The organism is Halanaerobium salsuginis, assembly GCF_900114545.1.
In the GTDB taxonomy this organism is placed as follows: Bacteria; Bacillota; Halanaerobiia; order Halanaerobiales; family Halanaerobiaceae; genus Halanaerobium; species Halanaerobium salsuginis.
In genome coordinates, this window is sequence record NZ_FOTI01000011.1 from 19,414 (window position 1) to 36,018 (window position 16,605).

Consider the following 16,605-nt stretch of genomic DNA (forward strand, 5'->3'; position numbering starts at 1 on the left):
CATTTCTTTTTTGTGGAAAGGTTTTAATCTTTTTTATTTTGATAGCTGGTGGTAAGATTGTATCAGGCAGAAGATAAAGTAATATTTTATTTAGTCTGGCTTAAGGCAGGTGATAAACATTTATAAAAGAGCTTATGAGATTATAAAAATTATTTATGAAAGACCAAACAAATTTGATATTAAAGAATTAGCTAATTTATTAGAGGTTGGTAGTAAGACTATCCAGGCTGATATGCAAAAAATAGAAGAATTTTTTGACTTAAAAGAAATTGCTAATCTTGAAACAACAGCTAATAAATTTTATTTTAAGAATATAAATAAATCTATTTATGGTGTCTTAAATTCACTTAGTTTTTATGACTATAAATTAGCTAAAGAAGAGCGGCTTGTAATTGAAACTCTTTTGCTCATATTTGTACCTAATTATATTACTCTGGCAAGTATAGCTGAATTCATGTATGTTTCCCGTTCGACAGTTATTTCTGATTTAAAAGATCTCAATGATTTTTTAGCTCAGTATGGCCTTAGTAAAAATTCACAACCAAATATTGGAATCTGCCTTGCTGGTCCGGAAAAAGATATCAGAAATTTATTTGTTAGTATTTTAGAAAAATATGATTATTTGTATAGTCTTTTTTTCCATCAGGAAGGAATTAAGAAGCTTAATTTTGCTGAAACAAAAGTTGATGATAATGAAAAAAATATAATTTTACAAAATTTAACCTCTGAAGTTGAAGCTTATGCAAAACTTAATTTAACTGAGTATTCCTTTAATATGTTGGTTAATTATCTTTATCTTGCACTTTATCGTGTTGAATCTGGGCAACATCTCAGTGATTATCAACAGCGGAAAACAGATGTTAAAAATGATTTTATTGAAAGATTATATTTATTAATCTGCCAGCATTTTAATCTTGTTTATAATGAGAGTGAACTTGCCTATTTAAAAAACTTTTCTTCTAACTTAATTTATTTAAAGAAAAATAATTATGTAGATAGAAGTAAAGAAATAGTAAAAATCCAGACTATTACCAGATTATTTATTATGAATGTTTCAGAATCATTAAATTTTCCACTTTATCGAGATTATGAGTTATTTAAAAGCCTTTCTAACCATTTACAGAGAATTTTTAATGAAGGTATTATTAATACTTCTGAGATTGATGAAATTAACGTTATCTTAGAAAAATATGATGATATTAAAAAAATTGTTACAGAAAATGTTGATATTTTGGAACAATATATGAATCGAGCAATTACCGAAGAGGAAATATCATATATTGTTATATATATTTGTGCTTCAATCGAAAAGATGAAAACTCAAAAAATTGTTTGTAATGTTATTTTAATTTGTAATAGTGGAATTGGTACTAGTCAGCTTTTAAAATCAAAATTATTGGAAAGATTTGATTTTAATATAATTAATGTTATCCCTAAGCATAAGCTAAAAGATCAGCTTAATGATCAAGTTGATTTCATTATTTCAACTGTTTATCTGGAAGAAACAGAACTTCCTTATATTAAAATTTCTCCTCAGTTAACTGACAGTGATTTTTTGAGAATGAAAAAAATGATTAGTGACTATGGACATCTTAATTCTATAAAATTTGATAAAAATGAATACGCAGAGATTGTTGAAAAACTAAAGCCTGTTGTTAATGATAATGAACTTTTTGATGTAATTAAGGCTAGTGTAAAAGATTTCTTTGCTAAAAAAAATAGTGTTCCTTTAAGTCTTTCCAATCTACTAACAGAAGAATTTATTCAGGTTGATATAAATGCATCTACCTGGCAAGAAGCAATTCAAAAAGCTTCGGAAAATTTACTGCAAAAGGGATATATAAATGAGAATTATGTCCAATCTATGATTAAGAATGTTGAACAAAATGGCCCTTATATTGTAATCTCAGAAGGATTTGCTATCCCTCATTCAGCAATTGATGAAGGAAGCATTAAACTAGGATTTAATTTAATTAAATTAAAAGATCCAGTTGTTTTTAATGCCGGTATTTTAGATCCAATTAAATATGTATGTGTAATGAATGCTGTTGATAATGAAAAGCATTTAAATGCCCTATTTAATTTAGTTAACTTACTCCAAATTAGTGAGTTTAAAGAAGCTTTAAATAAAGCTAAAAGTAGTAAAGATCTAGCAAGAGTTATTGAAATTTTTGAAAAAAGGATACATTAAAAATTGGAGGTATTTGAATATGGTTTTTAGCGAAGAAATTATTTTTTTTAATCAAGAATGTGCTGATAAACAGGCTGCTTTAAAGAAATTAGCTGATCAATTTCAGCAAAAGAAATTAGTTAAAGAGAGTTTTTACCAGGCTATCCTGGATAGAGAAAATAATTATCCAACTGGTTTAAGTATTAATGGGATTGGAGTAGCCATACCACATACAGATGCAGTTCATGTTAATAAATCACAGATTGGATTTATGTCATTAGCAAAACCAGTAGTTTTTAAAGATATGGTAGATGATCAGCATGAAATTGAAGTAAGTGTTATTTTTATGCTCGGTTTACTTAAATCTGGTCAGCAAGTTGAAATGCTGCAAAAATTAGTAGCTTTATTTCAGGATAAATCTTTACTGGAAGAAGTTATTGCCTGTTCTGATAGAGCAGAATTTAAAGCTATTATGAAAAAAGCTGATATTTATTAATTAAACTAGAAATTTAAAGGAGATGATTTTTTTGCTAGTTTCATCAAAAGAATTGTTTAAAAAAGCAAGAAAAGGTAATTTTGCTATTCCAGCACCTAACTTTGTTGATCAAAGTTCTATTAAAGCTTATCTTGAAGTTGCAGAAAAATTGAATTTACCAGTTATTTTAGCCTATGCAGAAGTGCATAAAGAATTTCTATCCTTTGATGAAGCGTTGTTATTAGGTAAATACTACGGAGAAAAAACTAAGATTCCTGCTGTTTTACATTTAGACCATGGAACAACTACAGAATTAATTATTAGAGCAATTGATAATGGTTTTAAATCAGTTATGATTGATGCTTCTATGGAATCTTTTACAGATAATGTTAAAAAAACTAAAGAAATTGTTGACTATGCTCATCTACGTGGTGTAGTTGTTGAAGCCGAAATTGGTCATGTTGGTGGTGGTGAAGAATATAATAGCAAAGATGATAGTGATAGTATCTATACTACTGTAGCTGAGGCTAAAAAATTTATTAATGCTACCAATGTTGATTCACTGGCAATTTCAATTGGAACTGCTCATGGGGCATATAAAGGTAAGCCAGTTATTGACTTTGATCGTTTAAAAGAAATTAGTCAAGCAGTTAAAACTCCACTTGTTTTACATGGGGGATCCTCTTCTGGGGATGATAATTTAGAAAAGTGTGCTCTGGGAGGAATTAGTAAAATAAATATTTATACTGATTTAGTTACTGCTGCTTTTAAGAAAACGCAGCAAGTAGAGTCCAATGACTATTATCAGCTCAAAAATGCTCAAATTGAAGGTATGCAAGAATGTTTAGAGCATTATTATGGAGTTTTCCATACTGAGAAATTCAATCAATAAATAAAAGCAGTTAAGTTTATTTTTGAGCAGTTTAATTATAAGTAACAATTACACTTAATTAAACTAATTATTAACTTTTAGAAGAAAGGTGAGAAATGAAAATGAAAAAAATAGGAACCCCATTTTTTGTTTGTAATCCTAAATCATATCTATATGGTGCTGAAAGTCTAGCTTTAGCTAAAGCAGCTGATAAATTTGCTGTAGAATATGGAGTTGAAATATTTTTTACTGCACCTTTTGCAGATCTGGCAAATATCAAAGCCAATACAGAAAATATTATTGTGACTGCTCAGCATATGGATTCTTTAGTACCGGGCAGAGGTATGGGGCATGTGCTGCCAGAATCTCTTCGGAATGCTGGAGCTGAGGCAGTCTTTTTAAATCATGCTGAACATTCTCTTACTTTAACTGATTTAGTTAAAACTATTAAAAGAGCTAAAGAGCTTGGCATAATTACTATTGTTTGTGCTGACTGTCTGGATGAAGCTCTAGCTATTGCTAAATTAGCTCCAGATATTTTATTATGTGAACCAACAGATTTAATTGGAACTGGTCAAACCAGCAGTTTTGATTATATTATTGAAACTACAACCAGGATCAAAGAAATTGATGATAGTATTTTAGTTATGCAGGCTTCTGGTATTAGTACAGGAGAAGATGTTTACAATACTATTATTCATGGTGCTGATGGTACAGGTGCAACAAGTGGAATTATTAAAGCAGCTGATCAAGTAAAGAGTCTGGAAGAAATGATTAAAGCTGTCGTTAGAGCTAGAGAAGAACTATCAGTAAAATAAATACTTTTATAATTAAATAGTATCTGGTATTTAGGAGGTAAAAAAATGACTGTTTACAAAGAGCAAATAACTTTAAATTCTCATGGCAAAACTCCAACTTTTTTTGATATTACTGATTCGGTAAAAAAAGTAATTAAAGACAGTGGAATTCAAACAGGAATTTGTGTAGTGATTTCTCCCCATACTACCTGCTCTGTATTTTTCGAAGAATTTGTCCATGATTATAATGAAAATGGAGAAGAATTTTTACAGACTGATTTAAACAATGTACTTAAAAAGATTATTCCTGACAATATTGCAGAAGGTCAGTATAATTATCCAGGAGAAAAGCATTATCAGGCGGTTGCTTCCTGGCCTAATGCCGAATCATATTTACCTGATGGTGATCGTTCAGCGCTTTTTAACTGTGACGCTCATTTGAAATCAACTATACTTGGCTCTAGTGAAACATTTGAAGTTGATAATGGTCAACTAGGGGTAGGTAAAACTGGCTATGTTTATTTCGTAGATTTTGATAGAACACGTCCCCGGGAACGCAGATGTAAGATTATTGTGCTGGGAGAGTAAACAAGTAATAAATCTAAGTTATTAAAACTAGTTAATTATATCTGTTAAGCAACAAATAATTTTATAACTTTCTATAATACTGTGACTAACAGAAATTATATAATTAAGCAAGGCTGGTTCTGCTGTTTAAGTTATTTAGGCAGCAGAACTAAAGCCAAATAAAATAAAAATAGAGAAAGGAAAGTGAAGCAAAATGAAAAGAATTTTAATGGCATGTGGAGCTGGAGTTTGCACATCTACAGCAGCAAGAACAAAAGTTGAAGAATTATTGAATTCAAATGGATATTCCGGTCAATATAAAGTTGAACAATGTAAAATTGCTGAAGTACCTTCTAAATCAGCTGACTTTGACTTTGTTATTGCTACAACTATGAAACCTTCTGGTGTTAAATGTCCTTTTGTTAGTGGGGTAAGTTTCTTAACTGGGGTTGGAGTAGATAAAACGCAAAAAGAAATTCTAGATTTAATGGAAGCATAGTTTTATCTTATTTTAGCTGGAAATTGTGAACTAAATTATTTTAATTAAAATTATTAAAACTAAACTGGTATTGTAAGAAATAAATTTATTTTTTACAATACCAAATAATAAAACGAGGTGAAATTTATGTCATACATACTGTCTTTCTTTAATTTTATTCAGGATTTGGGAGCAACAGTAATGATGCCAATTATTATTTGTATCTTTGGAATTGCTCTCGGGACAGAAAAGGGTAAATCATTACGAGCTGGCTTGACAGTTGGGGTTGGTTTTATCGGACTGAATTTGGTAATCGGAGCAATGTCATCTAATCTTGGTCCAGCTGTACAATTAATGGTAGATCGTTTTGGCCTATCTTTATCAGTTATTGATGTTGGCTGGCCAGCAGCGGCAGCAATTGCTTTTGCTTCTACAGTTGGGATGGTAATTATTCCAGTCTGCTTACTGGTAAATATTATTATGTTATTGACCAATACAACTCAAACTGTCGATGTAGATATCTGGGATTATTGGCATTTTGCTTTTACTGGTTCTCTGGTAGCTATAGTGACTGGTAGTCAGGCTATTGGCTTATTAGCAGCTGTTTTAAATATGGTAATTATTATGGTAATTGCTGATTATACAGCTCCTGGAGTTGAAGAAACATTAGGTTTACCTGGTGTATCATTACCACATGGATTTTCTGGTGCTTATGCTCCAGTTGCAATAGTTATCAATAAAATAATTGACTTAATTCCTGGAGTTAGAGATATTGATATCAATATGGAAGAAGCTCAGGAGAAATTTGGTGTATTTGGTGAGCCAATTATTATTGGTTCTGTACTGGGAATGATTATTGGTGCTGTAGCTGGTTATGATATTTCTCAGGTATTACAATTAGGTATTACAATGGGTGCTGTATTAGTCTTAATCCCTAAAATGGCCTCTTTATTAATGGAAGGTTTATTACCTATTTCAGATGCTGCATCTGCTTTTATTAGTGATAGATTTTCCAATCGGGGGAAAATGTATATTGGGCTTGACTCAGCTGTTGGGGTAGGACACCCTTTAACTCTATCTGTATCACTTATTCTGGTACCTCTTACCTTAGCTATTGCAGTTCTTTTACCTGGCAATAAAGTACTTCCTTTTGCTGATCTAGCTGTTATTCCCTGGATGTTTGTTTTAATTACACCTGTAGTTAAGGGGAATGGCTTTAGAGCTTTAGTTAATGGAATTATTGTTCTAGCTGCCGGGCTATTAATTTCAACTAATCTTGCTCCTTTAATGACTGAAGCAGCTGTTAATGCAGATTATGCACTACCTTCTAATGCAACAATGATTTCTAGTATTTGTGATGGTGCTAATCCTTTAACCTGGGTTATTGTACGCTTAAATGACTTTGGTTGGATAGGTATTGGTATTGTAGCAGCTGTAGCTGTTGTCTTAGCTTTAGTAAATAGAAGAAGAATTCTTTTAGAAGCTGAAGAATTAAAAACTGCTCAACAAGCTTAATCTTGTTTATTCTGATTGATCAAATCAGTGGAAAGGAGCAAACATGAGAAAAGAATATATATTTGATCAGAAAAAGTTCTTAATTAGAGTTGTTTATGCCGGTTTACTGGCAGTATTGGTTTTGCTGCTAGGAGTGTTTCATATTAGTCGAGGTTCTTCCTTAAAATATCTCTGGATGTTTGTTTGCTTTTTATCTCTATACACGATTATAACTAATTTTATTTCAATTAGTTATCCACGTAAAATAATATTAGCAGATAATGAGTTAACTTTTTCGGCTTTTGGCAAGTCTCATGTTTACTCCTTAACTGAGCTAGAAGGCTTTAGAATAAGAGAGAGGCATCTGGCAAAAAAGATGTATATAAGAGTTAATAAACCTTCTTTATTTAAAGGTCGTTATTGGATAGATTTGAGAGCATACAATGACTATCAAGACTTAAATGAGCAATTTTTAAGTTTAGAGGAAAGTCTTCATCCTGATTCTCTTAAAGCAAAGATAAAGAAAAATAATGCTTTATATGCAGAAAGGAAAAAGCAAAATGTATGAGAAAGAAAAGGAAGAAGTAATTCAGGCAGGTCTTAAACTAGATCGTTATGGTTTAATTGCTCTTTCTGGTGGTAATGTAAGTTATAAAGTAGCCGCTGAGCATATTTTAGTTACTCCTTCTGGAATGATTTATGAAGAATTAATAGCTGAAGATATTATTGTAATGGACTTAGCCGGTAATATTATTGAAGGAGAACGTAAAGCATCAGTTGATTCAAAAGCTTTACTTTATATTTATAATAATTTGCCAGAAGTCAAAGCAGTTATCCATACACATCAGCCCTATGCAACTGCTGTTGGGCTGGTTGAAGATGAATTTAGATGTAACTTGACTACCCTGGCTAATGCAACTAAAGGATCAGTTAATGTATGTCCTTTCTCATCTGCAGCAAGTGAGCAGATGGGGATTGAAGCTGTAGATAATTTGCAGGGTAAACTGGCTGTAATTTTAAAGCATCATGGGGTGATTGCCGTTGGCGATTCTTTAAAGCAGGCTTTATATGCTTGTGTTTATCTTGAAGAAGCTGCTAAAACATATTGTTTAGCTAAATCAATGAGTGATCAAGTAGCAATGATGACTGATGATCAAATTGAACAGGCAGTTAAAATATTTGATTATTATGGCCAGGGTACAGGAGAAGTACCTGATTCTGTAGTAAATCATTAGTTATAATCTGACCGCTTTATATTGGCTGGTTAGTTTATATAAAAAACCCAAGCAACAAACAATTAACCTACCCAAAGTAGCCGGAAATTAATTTCCGGCTACTTAACATTTATAATTTTTGGGAGAAAGTTTATCTTATCGCTTAATATAGTCAGAAAATTTACTATTATTAAATGCTTTAGTATGGAGGTAATTTATGGATAAAAAGCAATATGTACTGGAAAAAATTTATCAACATGGATTTGATTATGAAAAAAACATGCGGGGCTGCTGTCAGGCTACCATTTTGGCTGTTAAAGATTTTTTTATTATTGATGATCTTATTTTTAAAAGTACTAATTCTTTTTCGGGAGGAATAGCTGAAGGAGGTACTGGTAATTGTGGAGCTTTTTTAGCTGGTTGTATTATTTTCAGTTATTTTTTTGGTCGTGATATTAATTCAATCCATCTAAGTGGTAGTAAATTTAAAGATAAGCAGTTAAGCCGACTTTTAAGAGAAAAGTTTGTTCAGGAATATCAGGCTGAGATATGCCAGGATATTCAGCAAAAGATCTTTGGTCAGTCATTTGATATGCAGACTGCTATCGGAAAAGAGACTATGAAGACAGCAGGTGGTCATCAAGATAAATGTACCGCTGTTGTTGGTAAAGCAGCCAGCTGGATTGCAGAGATTTTAATTAACCAGGGTGTAGAGTTAAAATAAAATTAAGGAGGAGCAACAATGCTGGAAAAAGTTGATACAACTTTGTACTGTTTGAATTGTAGTGAAGAAACTGAACATAAAATTTTATATCTTGATAATGAAATTAAAACTATTGAATGTCAGCACTGTCATAAAACATCAGGTATAGATAAAAAAGAATTATTAAAACTCTATACTCTCGATAGTGTTGAACATATTTTAACTGAACCATTTAAATTAAATGAAATTATAAAAAAGCAGGGACCTAAATTTCTCTATTCATTTTCCCGTCGTGTTTTGTCAAAACCATATCGAGTAATGAAAGATATTTTTGCTATTTTAGATGACTGATTAAATTACTATAAAATTATAATTTAAACTTAACTCCAGCTGTTTACAGCTGGAGTTTTTATTTTTAAAAGTTAATTATTTCCGCAGTGAAGTGGAAAAAAATATAAGCTTTTAGCTATAGATTAGCTATCTAGCTAATGATATAATTAGGAACAGTTGAAAAAACTTATTTATTCCGGATATATCAGCTTAATCACTGCCACAGGTCTTTAAAATCCTATTTGAAGCAATATATAAAGTAAAAATTATTTAAAAGGAGTTTTTATAATGTTAGCTTTTCCGAATAAGAGATCTGGTAAGTTATTAGAAATTCTTTTACAAAAAGAATCTGAAATTACAATTACTGAATTAGCGGAAAAATTTACTGTTTCTGCTCGTACTATCAGAAGTGATTTAACTAAATTAGCAGAGTGGTTAGCTGATAGAAAAATTAATTTGATTAAAAAGCCTGGTAGTGGAGTCTGGCTGGAAATAAATAATACCCAGCGTGAATTTTTGCAGACACGCCTTGATCAGCTTAAAAACTATCAAGCACCAGTTTCTCCGGAAAAAAGAGAGAAATTAATTTTGAAATATCTACTTTCAGCTGAGCATGAACATACTATGGAAGAACTGGCAAAAAAGTTATTTGTTAGTCGGTCTACTATATATAATGATTTGACAGCAGTTGAAAGGTGGCTTAATAATTATGATTTAGAATTAGAAAGAAGACAAAATTTTGGAGTTTATGTTATTGGAAGTGAAAAAAATTGGCGAAAAGCTGTGGCTGAACTGCTGGTTGATTTAAAAAATGATAAAGAGTTAAAACTAATGTTGAGTAACGAGTTTGTCGAAATTTCTGCAGTTGAAGATAATGTTTATCAACAATTGGCAGATTTGTTTGGTGAACTTGATTTTAAAAGAATTGAAGAAATTATTAGACAGGTTGAATTTGAAGCAGAATTTTCTTTTGCTGATGAAGCAATTACAGCATTGGTTATTCATATTGCAATTGCTCTGGAAAGGCTCAATAAAAATAAAGATGTTGAAATGAGTAATGAGCAGTTAGCTGTTTTAAGATCAAAAAAAGAATTTAAAATTGCTGAGAAAATTGCTATTAAAATAAATGCTGAATATAAAATAGAAATTCCTGCTTCAGAAATAGGTTATATTTCACTCCATATTTTAGGATCTAAAATTCAGCAGAATATTGAAAATGCAGATTTAAAGCATGTGATTAAAAACTCTGATCCAGAAACAGTTAAAATTGCAGTAAAAATAATAAATAGGGTAACTAAGATTTTAGATTATGATTTTAACAGTGATGAGCAGCTGCTGCTGGGCCTAATCTTACATTTGCGAACGGCTATTAATCGTCTTAAATATGGGTTGAGTATTCGCAACCCTATTTTAAATAAGATTAAGCAGAACTATCCTGATGTTTTTGGAGCAGCCTGGAGTTGCAGTATTATTTTCCAGCAGAGTTTAGATTTAAAAGTTAATGAAGATGAAATTGGTTATATAGCTTTACATCTGGGGGCTTCTAAAGAACGACTGGCAGGTAGTTTTAAAACTATTATTGTTTGTGGAAGTGGAGTAGGTACTTCCCAATTAATTGCAAGTAAATTGCGTCGTTACCTTCCACATCTGGAAATAGTTGATATTTTATCAACCCATGAATTAATTAAATATAATCTAGCTGAAATAGATTTTGTGATTACTACTATTCCAATTAATTCTGACAAATTACCGGTAAAAGTAATTAAAGTAAGTGCTTTTTTAAGTCAATTTGATTTAAAACAGCTTAAAAATCAGCTAGCAGCTTTAAAAAATTGTAATGCTGTTACTACTGATAATTTAATTGAACCAGAAGCAGTAATCAAAAATTTATTTGATCTTGAATTTATATGGCCCGGGCTTAATCTACAAACTCCCACAGCTGTAATTAAATTTTTGGCTAAAAAATTACAAAATAAAAAAGATATAGATTTTACAGAGGACGTACTTGAGCGAGAAAAAACTAGCTCTACGGCAGTTGGAAAGGGAATAGCAATTCCTCACGCTAGAGTTTCTAATTTAGATCAGCAGCAAGTTGCTGTAGCAACTCTAGCAAAACCAATTAAATGGGGTGAAGATAAAGTACAGCTAATTTTTTTACTTAACATTGAACAAAGTATAGCCAAAAAATTTTTTAGTTATTTTTATAGGATTATGGAAGATGACTTGTTTTTAGAAAGATTAAAATCTGCTCAAACTAAAGCAGAACTTTATTTATTACTAACTAAAGGAGAGATAATTAATGAATAAAATAATTAATCAAGACTTAATTAGTCTTGATTTAAAAGCAGTTAATAAAGATCAGGTTATTAAAAAGCTGGCTCAATTAATTAATCAAAATGGTAATTTGAGCTCTTATCAAGATTATTTAACAGCTGTTTTTGAGCGCGAAGAAAAAACAAGTACAGGAGTGGGCCGAGAAATAGCAATTCCACATGGTAAATCAGCTGGAGTTGTAGAAGCTGCAGTTGCTTTTGCCAGATTAGCTGAACCTATTGGTTGGGAATCTTTTGATAATGAAGCAGTTAGATTAGTTTTTTTACTGGCAGTTCCAGCAGAAAGTGAGTCAAATCAGCACTTAAAAATTCTGTCTACTTTATCAAGGAATTTATTAAATGAAGATTTCAAAAATGAATTACTACAGGCAGAGTCAGCTGCTATTGCTAATGAGATAATTCAGACAATTTTCGTTTAAAATTATTATTTTAATGATATTAGATATAACTAATAAATAATTTATTTATAAATTATTTAAAAAATATAAAGCATAAAGGAGATTGATTTAATGAAAATATTAGCCGTAACATCATGTCCAACAGGAGTTGCCCATACCTATCTAGCTGCAGAATCACTAGAAAAAAGTGCCCAGAAGAAAGGAGTTGAAATTAAGGTTGAGACTCAGGGCTCAATTGGTATAGAAAATGAAATCACAGCAGCCGACCTTAAAGATGCAGTTGCTGTAGTTATAGCAGCTGATGTTAATATTTCTAAAGGAGATCGCTTTACAGGAATACCGAAGCTAAAAATTGATGTTCAAAAAGCAATTAAACATTCAGACAAAATTATTGCCAAGATTATTGAAAAGTTTTCTGAATAAGATTAATAATTTAAGTATTATCTATTTAATTTTAGCTTAAATAAAACAGGGAGGAGATTATTATGAAAGATAAGTTAAAAGAGATAAGAGGTCATTTAATGACTGGAGTTAGTCACATGATTCCTTTTGTGGTAGCGGGAGGAGTTTTAATTGCTTTTTCAATTATGTTAAGTGGAGTAGAGGCCGGAACCGGCGCTAATGTAACCAGTCCAGTTCTGCAAAAGCTAATGACTTTGGGTTCAGCAGCTTTTACTTTAATGGTCCCAATTTTGGCTGGCTATATTGCTTACTCAATTGCTGATCGCCCAGGTTTAGCACCTGGAATGGTAGCTGGTTATTTAGCAGGTCAAATTGGAGCTGGATTTTTAGGTGGAATTATTGCCGGTTTATTAGCTGGCTATATTGCAGCCTGGATTAAAAGCTGGCAGGTGCCAGAAGTTATTCGTCCGGTAATGCCTATTTTTGTAATTCCACTTTTGTCTACAATTATTGTTGGTAGTTTAATGCAGTATGTAATTGGTGTGCCTGTTAGTAATGCTATGGCTGGTTTAACAGCCTGGCTGCAGGGAATGAGTGAAGGTAGTCAGGTTATTTTTGGAATTATTTTAGGAGCCATGATTGCTTTTGATATGGGAGGACCAGTTAATAAAACTGCTTTCTTATTTGGTACGGGTTTAATTGAACAAGGGGTATATAATGTTATGGGACCAATTGCAGTGGCTATTTGCATTCCTCCTTTAAGTATGGCTTTAGCAACAATGCTTGCACCAGCAAAATATACTAAAGAAGAAATTCAGGCAGGTAAAGGAGCTTTTTTTATGGGATTAATTGGGATTACTGAAGGAGCTATTCCATTTGCTGCTGCTGATCCAATTAGAGTTATTCCATCTATTATGACTGGATCTGCTATCGGCTCAGTTATAGCAATGTTAGCTGGAGTAGGTGATCATGCTCCTCATGGTGGGCCAATTGTTCTCCCAGTAGTTGATAACAGAATTATGTTTATTGTAGCTGCTATAATTGGTATTATAGTTTCTGCAGCAATGGTTAACCTATTAAAAAAACCTATTGCTGAAACTGAGCTGGCAGAAGATGAGTCAGAAGACTTAGAACTTGAATTTGAACTTGACTAAAATTAAATTTAATTAAATAAAACTAACTATTTTGATTTCATACTAGTTTAAGACTTTTACCTATTAGGTAAAAGTCTTTTTTATTTTTAAAATTATGTTTTTTAATCTATTTAGAGATCTTAACTGGTTAATTTTGGCTAGATTCACTAATAAATTAGCAATTTTTTGCATAATATGTAGCGAAGCTAACTTTTTTTTGATAAAATAAATTTATAATAAGAATTATAATTATCCTAATTTTAGTAAAAAATAAATTTATTATATAATAATAAGATAGCTTTTAGAGGAGGGAGGATAGCTGGCAATTATCAAAAAAGTTAATTTTTCTTGCTCTGATTAAATTTATCTATTATTTTACAGAAAGTTAACAATATAGACTGGCTAATTGTTTAAAAATAATATATAGTATAATTACTTAACTATCTATTATTTTTAAGTATAAAAAACCAAGGGGGTAACAAGCTGACAAAAATTTTATCATCACTTAAAATGAAATTGCTAATTATTCCGATTATTCTGATTTTAATTGGGTTTACTGGTATAGCATTTTTATCTGCTGATATAATGAGAGATAATTTAATCCAAAACCAGCGGACAAATGGTCTAAAATTAGCCAATCAAATTGAAAATCAGCTAGCTGATAATTCAAGTTCGTTAGATATAATAAATGGTATGATTGATGACAAGTTGAGTACTACAGCGGCAGTAGTAAGAAGTAGATCTGCTGAATTAGATAATGACTTAATTAAAGAAATTATGCAGGAAACAGGTGTAAATGAGATTTATTGGTATAATAGTGACAAGGAGATTGTTTATTCAACAGTCGATGAATATGTAGGTTGGCAGCCGGGAGAAGATCATCCTGTTTATAAATTTATGGAGTCAGGCGCAGACCGATTATTTGAAAAAATACGTAAAGATAGTGAGTCAGATAATTATAATAAATATGCTCATTTTAGAAACTCTGATGGTAGTTCTATTCAGATTGGTATCAGGGCCAATAACGTGCAGAGTCTTACCGAAAGTTTTAGCTACCAGAGATTGATGAATAGAGTGGCTTCAAGTCAAGATATAATTAATGCTGCTTTTATAGATCAAAACTTAACAATTACTGCCTCTAATAATGAAGAAAATTTGGGTCAGAAAATAACTAATCCTGAAGTAAGTAATATACTCAGTAGTGGAGAAGTTTATGCTCTAGAAACAACTGCAGCAGATTCCAGTCAGACTGCTAATAATGAAATTTATCGAATCTTTATTCCTTTTGTTAAAGACGGGACAATATCCGGTGTAATTAATTTAGATTTTTCGCTGGCTGACATTTATAACACTACTGCTCGCTTGAGAAATATAATTTTATTAACTGGAATTGTAATCTTTATGTTATTGGCTTTAATCCTCTATTTAAATTCTAATAGTATAGTTAAAGCAATTAATGCAACTGTTAAAACATGTCAGGATATAGCAGCTGGTAATTTAAAAACTGAAATTCCTGAGAAACTTTTGCAACGTAAAGATGAAATTGGTAAGCTAGCTGATACTTTTGCTATTATGCAGCATAATTTACGTGAAATTATTACTCAGACTGTAGAAATTTCTGTTAATTTATCTGCTGCCAGTGAAGAACTAGCGGCTTCTGGTAAAGAAGTTGCTGATTCAGCAACTGATGTTGGTAATGCTGTCCAAAATGTTGCCTCAGGTGCAGAAGAACAGTCAGCTCAAATAGAGGAGATATCTTCCAGTATTGACCAGCTCACCTCAAGGATTGATGAAATTAACCAGATGTCTGCAGAAATGAATACGCAAGCTGAATCTGTAATTGAAACTATTGAATCTGGTAATTTAGAAGTAAAACAGTCGGTAGAAAAAGTTGGTAATGTTAAAAATAATTCTCAGGAAGTTGCTGCTAATATTAATAAATTAGGTAAGCTTTCTCAACAAATTGAAGAAATCATTGAGCTGATTAATGATATTGCTTCCCAGACTAATTTATTAGCTTTAAATGCAGCTATTGAAGCAGCAAGAGCCGGTGAAGCAGGGCGAGGATTTAGCGTAGTAGCTGATGAAATTAGAAATCTGGCTGAAGAGTCAGAAGGGGCAACTGATAAAATTGCTTCTTTAATTCAAGAAATTCAAACTGGAGTAGAGGTAGCAATTTCAAAAATGGATGAAACTGAATCTGTAGTTGATACCAGTGTTGAATCTATTCAGAAAACAGGTGACTCATTTGATAAAATCGATAAATCAGCTATTAGTTTAAAAGACTTTATTGCTCAGATTGGTCAGAAAATTACTGATGTTGGTGATAATAGTGATTATATTGGCGGAGCAATTCAGGAAGTATCTTATGTTAGCCATGAAGCAGCTGGTAATGCAGAAGAAGTAGCATCTGCAACAGTTGAACAAAATAGTGCAACTCAGGATATTGTTAAATCAGCTGATGAGTTAGCAGATATGGCAGAAAAATTATCAGAAGTAGTAGATAAATTCAAATTATAAGATTTAAATTTCAGTAAAAAATGTACATCTTAGCGCTCCTACGGGAGCGCTTTTTTTAATAAATAAAGTTTTTTGCCACAATTGCTGGCAAGAGATATAATTTATTAAATATTGCTTTTCTGAGTCAATGAAACTATAATAAAATTAAATCAAGCGGGAAATTATATTAGAGGTTTAAATATTGTCGGTAGGAGGGATAATCATGATTTTAGATCTTTTAACAGAAGGTAGAATAGCAATTAAGATTAAAGCTGCTAATTGGCAAGAAGTTGTTCAAACAGCAGGTCAATTACTGCTAGTTGATAATTTAATTACTGAAAAATATATAGAAGCAATGCAGAAATCAATTATTGAAAACGGTCCTTATGTTGTAATTGGTAAAGGCATAGCTTTATTGCATGCGCGTCCAGAAGATGGAGTAAAAAAGTTAGGTATGAGTCTAGTAACTCTGGCTGAACCAGTTAATTTTGGTAATAAAAATAATGATCCTGTTAAAATAGCTTTTGCTTTTGGGGCAGTCGATGATAAGCAACATGTAAAAGCTATTTCTGAATTATCAACAGTTTTAATGGCAGATAATGCAGTAAATAAAATAGCTGTCATTGAAAAACCAGCTAGCATTCTAAATTATATGGAAAAAATTATTGCATCTGAAAATTATCAGAAATAAAATTTTATTCTAAAAATTTTGTTAAATGCTTAATCAAAAGGAGGTGTTTT

At 31.4% G+C, this 16,605-nt stretch carries 17 protein-coding genes; all 17 read left to right on the plus strand.

What is annotated here, in order from left to right:
* Positions 1-109: 109 nt before the first annotated feature.
* Positions 110-2,191: a BglG family transcription antiterminator gene (locus tag BMZ74_RS05250; RefSeq protein ID WP_089860746.1), complete on the plus strand. Its 2,082-nt coding sequence runs from the start codon at positions 110-112 to the stop codon at positions 2,189-2,191.
* Between the two features lie 19 nt (positions 2,192-2,210).
* Positions 2,211-2,666: a PTS sugar transporter subunit IIA gene (locus BMZ74_RS05255; RefSeq protein ID WP_089860748.1), complete on the plus strand. Its 456-nt coding sequence runs from the start codon at positions 2,211-2,213 to the stop codon at positions 2,664-2,666.
* A 31-nt stretch (positions 2,667-2,697) separates the two neighbouring features.
* On the plus strand, positions 2,698-3,537 hold the full coding sequence (locus tag BMZ74_RS05260) for a class II fructose-bisphosphate aldolase (protein WP_089860750.1): 840 nt from the start codon (positions 2,698-2,700) through the stop codon (positions 3,535-3,537).
* A gap of 101 nt (positions 3,538-3,638) precedes the next feature.
* Entirely contained in the window at positions 3,639-4,334 is a 696-nt protein-coding gene (locus tag BMZ74_RS05265) for a triose-phosphate isomerase (RefSeq protein ID WP_089860752.1), read from the plus strand.
* A 45-nt stretch (positions 4,335-4,379) separates the two neighbouring features.
* Positions 4,380-4,901: a YjbQ family protein gene (locus BMZ74_RS05270; RefSeq protein WP_089860754.1), complete on the plus strand. Its 522-nt coding sequence runs from the start codon at positions 4,380-4,382 to the stop codon at positions 4,899-4,901.
* A 193-nt stretch (positions 4,902-5,094) separates the two neighbouring features.
* On the plus strand, positions 5,095-5,379 hold the full coding sequence (locus BMZ74_RS05275) for a PTS sugar transporter subunit IIB (protein ID WP_089860756.1): 285 nt from the start codon (positions 5,095-5,097) through the stop codon (positions 5,377-5,379).
* A gap of 126 nt (positions 5,380-5,505) precedes the next feature.
* A complete protein-coding gene (locus BMZ74_RS05280; protein WP_089860758.1) occupies positions 5,506-6,873 on the plus strand; it encodes a PTS galactitol transporter subunit IIC in 1,368 nt (455 codons plus the stop codon).
* 43 nt (positions 6,874-6,916) lie between these two features.
* A complete protein-coding gene (locus BMZ74_RS05285; RefSeq protein WP_089860760.1) occupies positions 6,917-7,420 on the plus strand; it encodes a hypothetical protein in 504 nt (167 codons plus the stop codon).
* Positions 7,413-8,087 (plus strand): class II aldolase/adducin family protein, encoded by a 675-nt coding sequence (locus tag BMZ74_RS05290; RefSeq protein WP_089860762.1) that lies wholly within the window; start codon positions 7,413-7,415, stop codon positions 8,085-8,087. The genes BMZ74_RS05285 and BMZ74_RS05290 overlap by 8 nt, the downstream gene beginning before the upstream one ends.
* Positions 8,088-8,283: 196 nt before the next feature.
* Entirely contained in the window at positions 8,284-8,790 is a 507-nt protein-coding gene (locus tag BMZ74_RS05295; RefSeq protein ID WP_089860764.1) for a C-GCAxxG-C-C family protein, read from the plus strand.
* An 18-nt stretch (positions 8,791-8,808) separates the two neighbouring features.
* Positions 8,809-9,120 (plus strand): hypothetical protein, encoded by a 312-nt coding sequence (locus BMZ74_RS05300; RefSeq protein WP_089860766.1) that lies wholly within the window; start codon positions 8,809-8,811, stop codon positions 9,118-9,120.
* A gap of 267 nt (positions 9,121-9,387) precedes the next feature.
* Complete coding sequence (locus BMZ74_RS05305; RefSeq protein ID WP_089860768.1) at positions 9,388-11,406, plus strand: BglG family transcription antiterminator; 2,019 nt, start codon at positions 9,388-9,390, stop codon at positions 11,404-11,406.
* Positions 11,399-11,851, plus strand: a complete 453-nt coding sequence (locus tag BMZ74_RS05310; RefSeq protein ID WP_089860770.1) for a PTS sugar transporter subunit IIA — start codon at positions 11,399-11,401, stop codon at positions 11,849-11,851. The genes BMZ74_RS05305 and BMZ74_RS05310 overlap by 8 nt, the downstream gene beginning before the upstream one ends.
* Positions 11,852-11,941: 90 nt before the next feature.
* Complete coding sequence (locus BMZ74_RS05315) at positions 11,942-12,253, plus strand: PTS fructose transporter subunit IIB (protein ID WP_089860772.1); 312 nt, start codon at positions 11,942-11,944, stop codon at positions 12,251-12,253.
* A gap of 62 nt (positions 12,254-12,315) precedes the next feature.
* The gene (locus tag BMZ74_RS05320) at positions 12,316-13,386 is read left to right on the plus strand and encodes a PTS fructose transporter subunit EIIC (RefSeq protein WP_089860775.1); all 1,071 of its coding nucleotides are present in this window, start codon (positions 12,316-12,318) and stop codon (positions 13,384-13,386) included.
* A 489-nt stretch (positions 13,387-13,875) separates the two neighbouring features.
* Positions 13,876-15,885: a methyl-accepting chemotaxis protein gene (locus BMZ74_RS05325; protein WP_089860777.1), complete on the plus strand. Its 2,010-nt coding sequence runs from the start codon at positions 13,876-13,878 to the stop codon at positions 15,883-15,885.
* Between the two features lie 202 nt (positions 15,886-16,087).
* Entirely contained in the window at positions 16,088-16,555 is a 468-nt protein-coding gene (locus BMZ74_RS05330) for a PTS sugar transporter subunit IIA (protein ID WP_089860779.1), read from the plus strand.
* Positions 16,556-16,605 lie beyond the last annotated feature (50 nt).

Excerpts from the sequence above, each read along its gene's own strand:
- BMZ74_RS05255 (WP_089860748.1), top strand. The coding sequence starts at position 2,211 with ATGGTTTTTAGCGAAGAAATTATTTTTTTTAATCAAGAATGTGCTGAT.
- BMZ74_RS05325 (WP_089860777.1), top strand. The coding sequence starts at position 13,876 with ATGAAATTGCTAATTATTCCGATTATTCTGATTTTAATTGGGTTTACT.
- BMZ74_RS05300 (WP_089860766.1), top strand. The coding sequence starts at position 8,809 with ATGCTGGAAAAAGTTGATACAACTTTGTACTGTTTGAATTGTAGTGAA.
- BMZ74_RS05305 (WP_089860768.1), top strand. The coding sequence starts at position 9,388 with ATGTTAGCTTTTCCGAATAAGAGATCTGGTAAGTTATTAGAAATTCTT.
- BMZ74_RS05320 (WP_089860775.1), top strand. The coding sequence starts at position 12,316 with ATGAAAGATAAGTTAAAAGAGATAAGAGGTCATTTAATGACTGGAGTT.
- BMZ74_RS05315 (WP_089860772.1), top strand. The coding sequence starts at position 11,942 with ATGAAAATATTAGCCGTAACATCATGTCCAACAGGAGTTGCCCATACC.
- BMZ74_RS05265 (WP_089860752.1), top strand. The coding sequence starts at position 3,639 with ATGAAAAAAATAGGAACCCCATTTTTTGTTTGTAATCCTAAATCATAT.
- BMZ74_RS05295 (WP_089860764.1), top strand. The coding sequence starts at position 8,284 with ATGGATAAAAAGCAATATGTACTGGAAAAAATTTATCAACATGGATTT.
- BMZ74_RS05290 (WP_089860762.1), top strand. The coding sequence starts at position 7,413 with ATGTATGAGAAAGAAAAGGAAGAAGTAATTCAGGCAGGTCTTAAACTA.
- BMZ74_RS05285 (WP_089860760.1), top strand. The coding sequence starts at position 6,917 with ATGAGAAAAGAATATATATTTGATCAGAAAAAGTTCTTAATTAGAGTT.
- BMZ74_RS05330 (WP_089860779.1), top strand. The coding sequence starts at position 16,088 with ATGATTTTAGATCTTTTAACAGAAGGTAGAATAGCAATTAAGATTAAA.
- BMZ74_RS05310 (WP_089860770.1), top strand. The coding sequence starts at position 11,399 with ATGAATAAAATAATTAATCAAGACTTAATTAGTCTTGATTTAAAAGCA.
- BMZ74_RS05275 (WP_089860756.1), top strand. The coding sequence starts at position 5,095 with ATGAAAAGAATTTTAATGGCATGTGGAGCTGGAGTTTGCACATCTACA.
- BMZ74_RS05270 (WP_089860754.1), top strand. The coding sequence starts at position 4,380 with ATGACTGTTTACAAAGAGCAAATAACTTTAAATTCTCATGGCAAAACT.
- BMZ74_RS05280 (WP_089860758.1), top strand. The coding sequence starts at position 5,506 with ATGTCATACATACTGTCTTTCTTTAATTTTATTCAGGATTTGGGAGCA.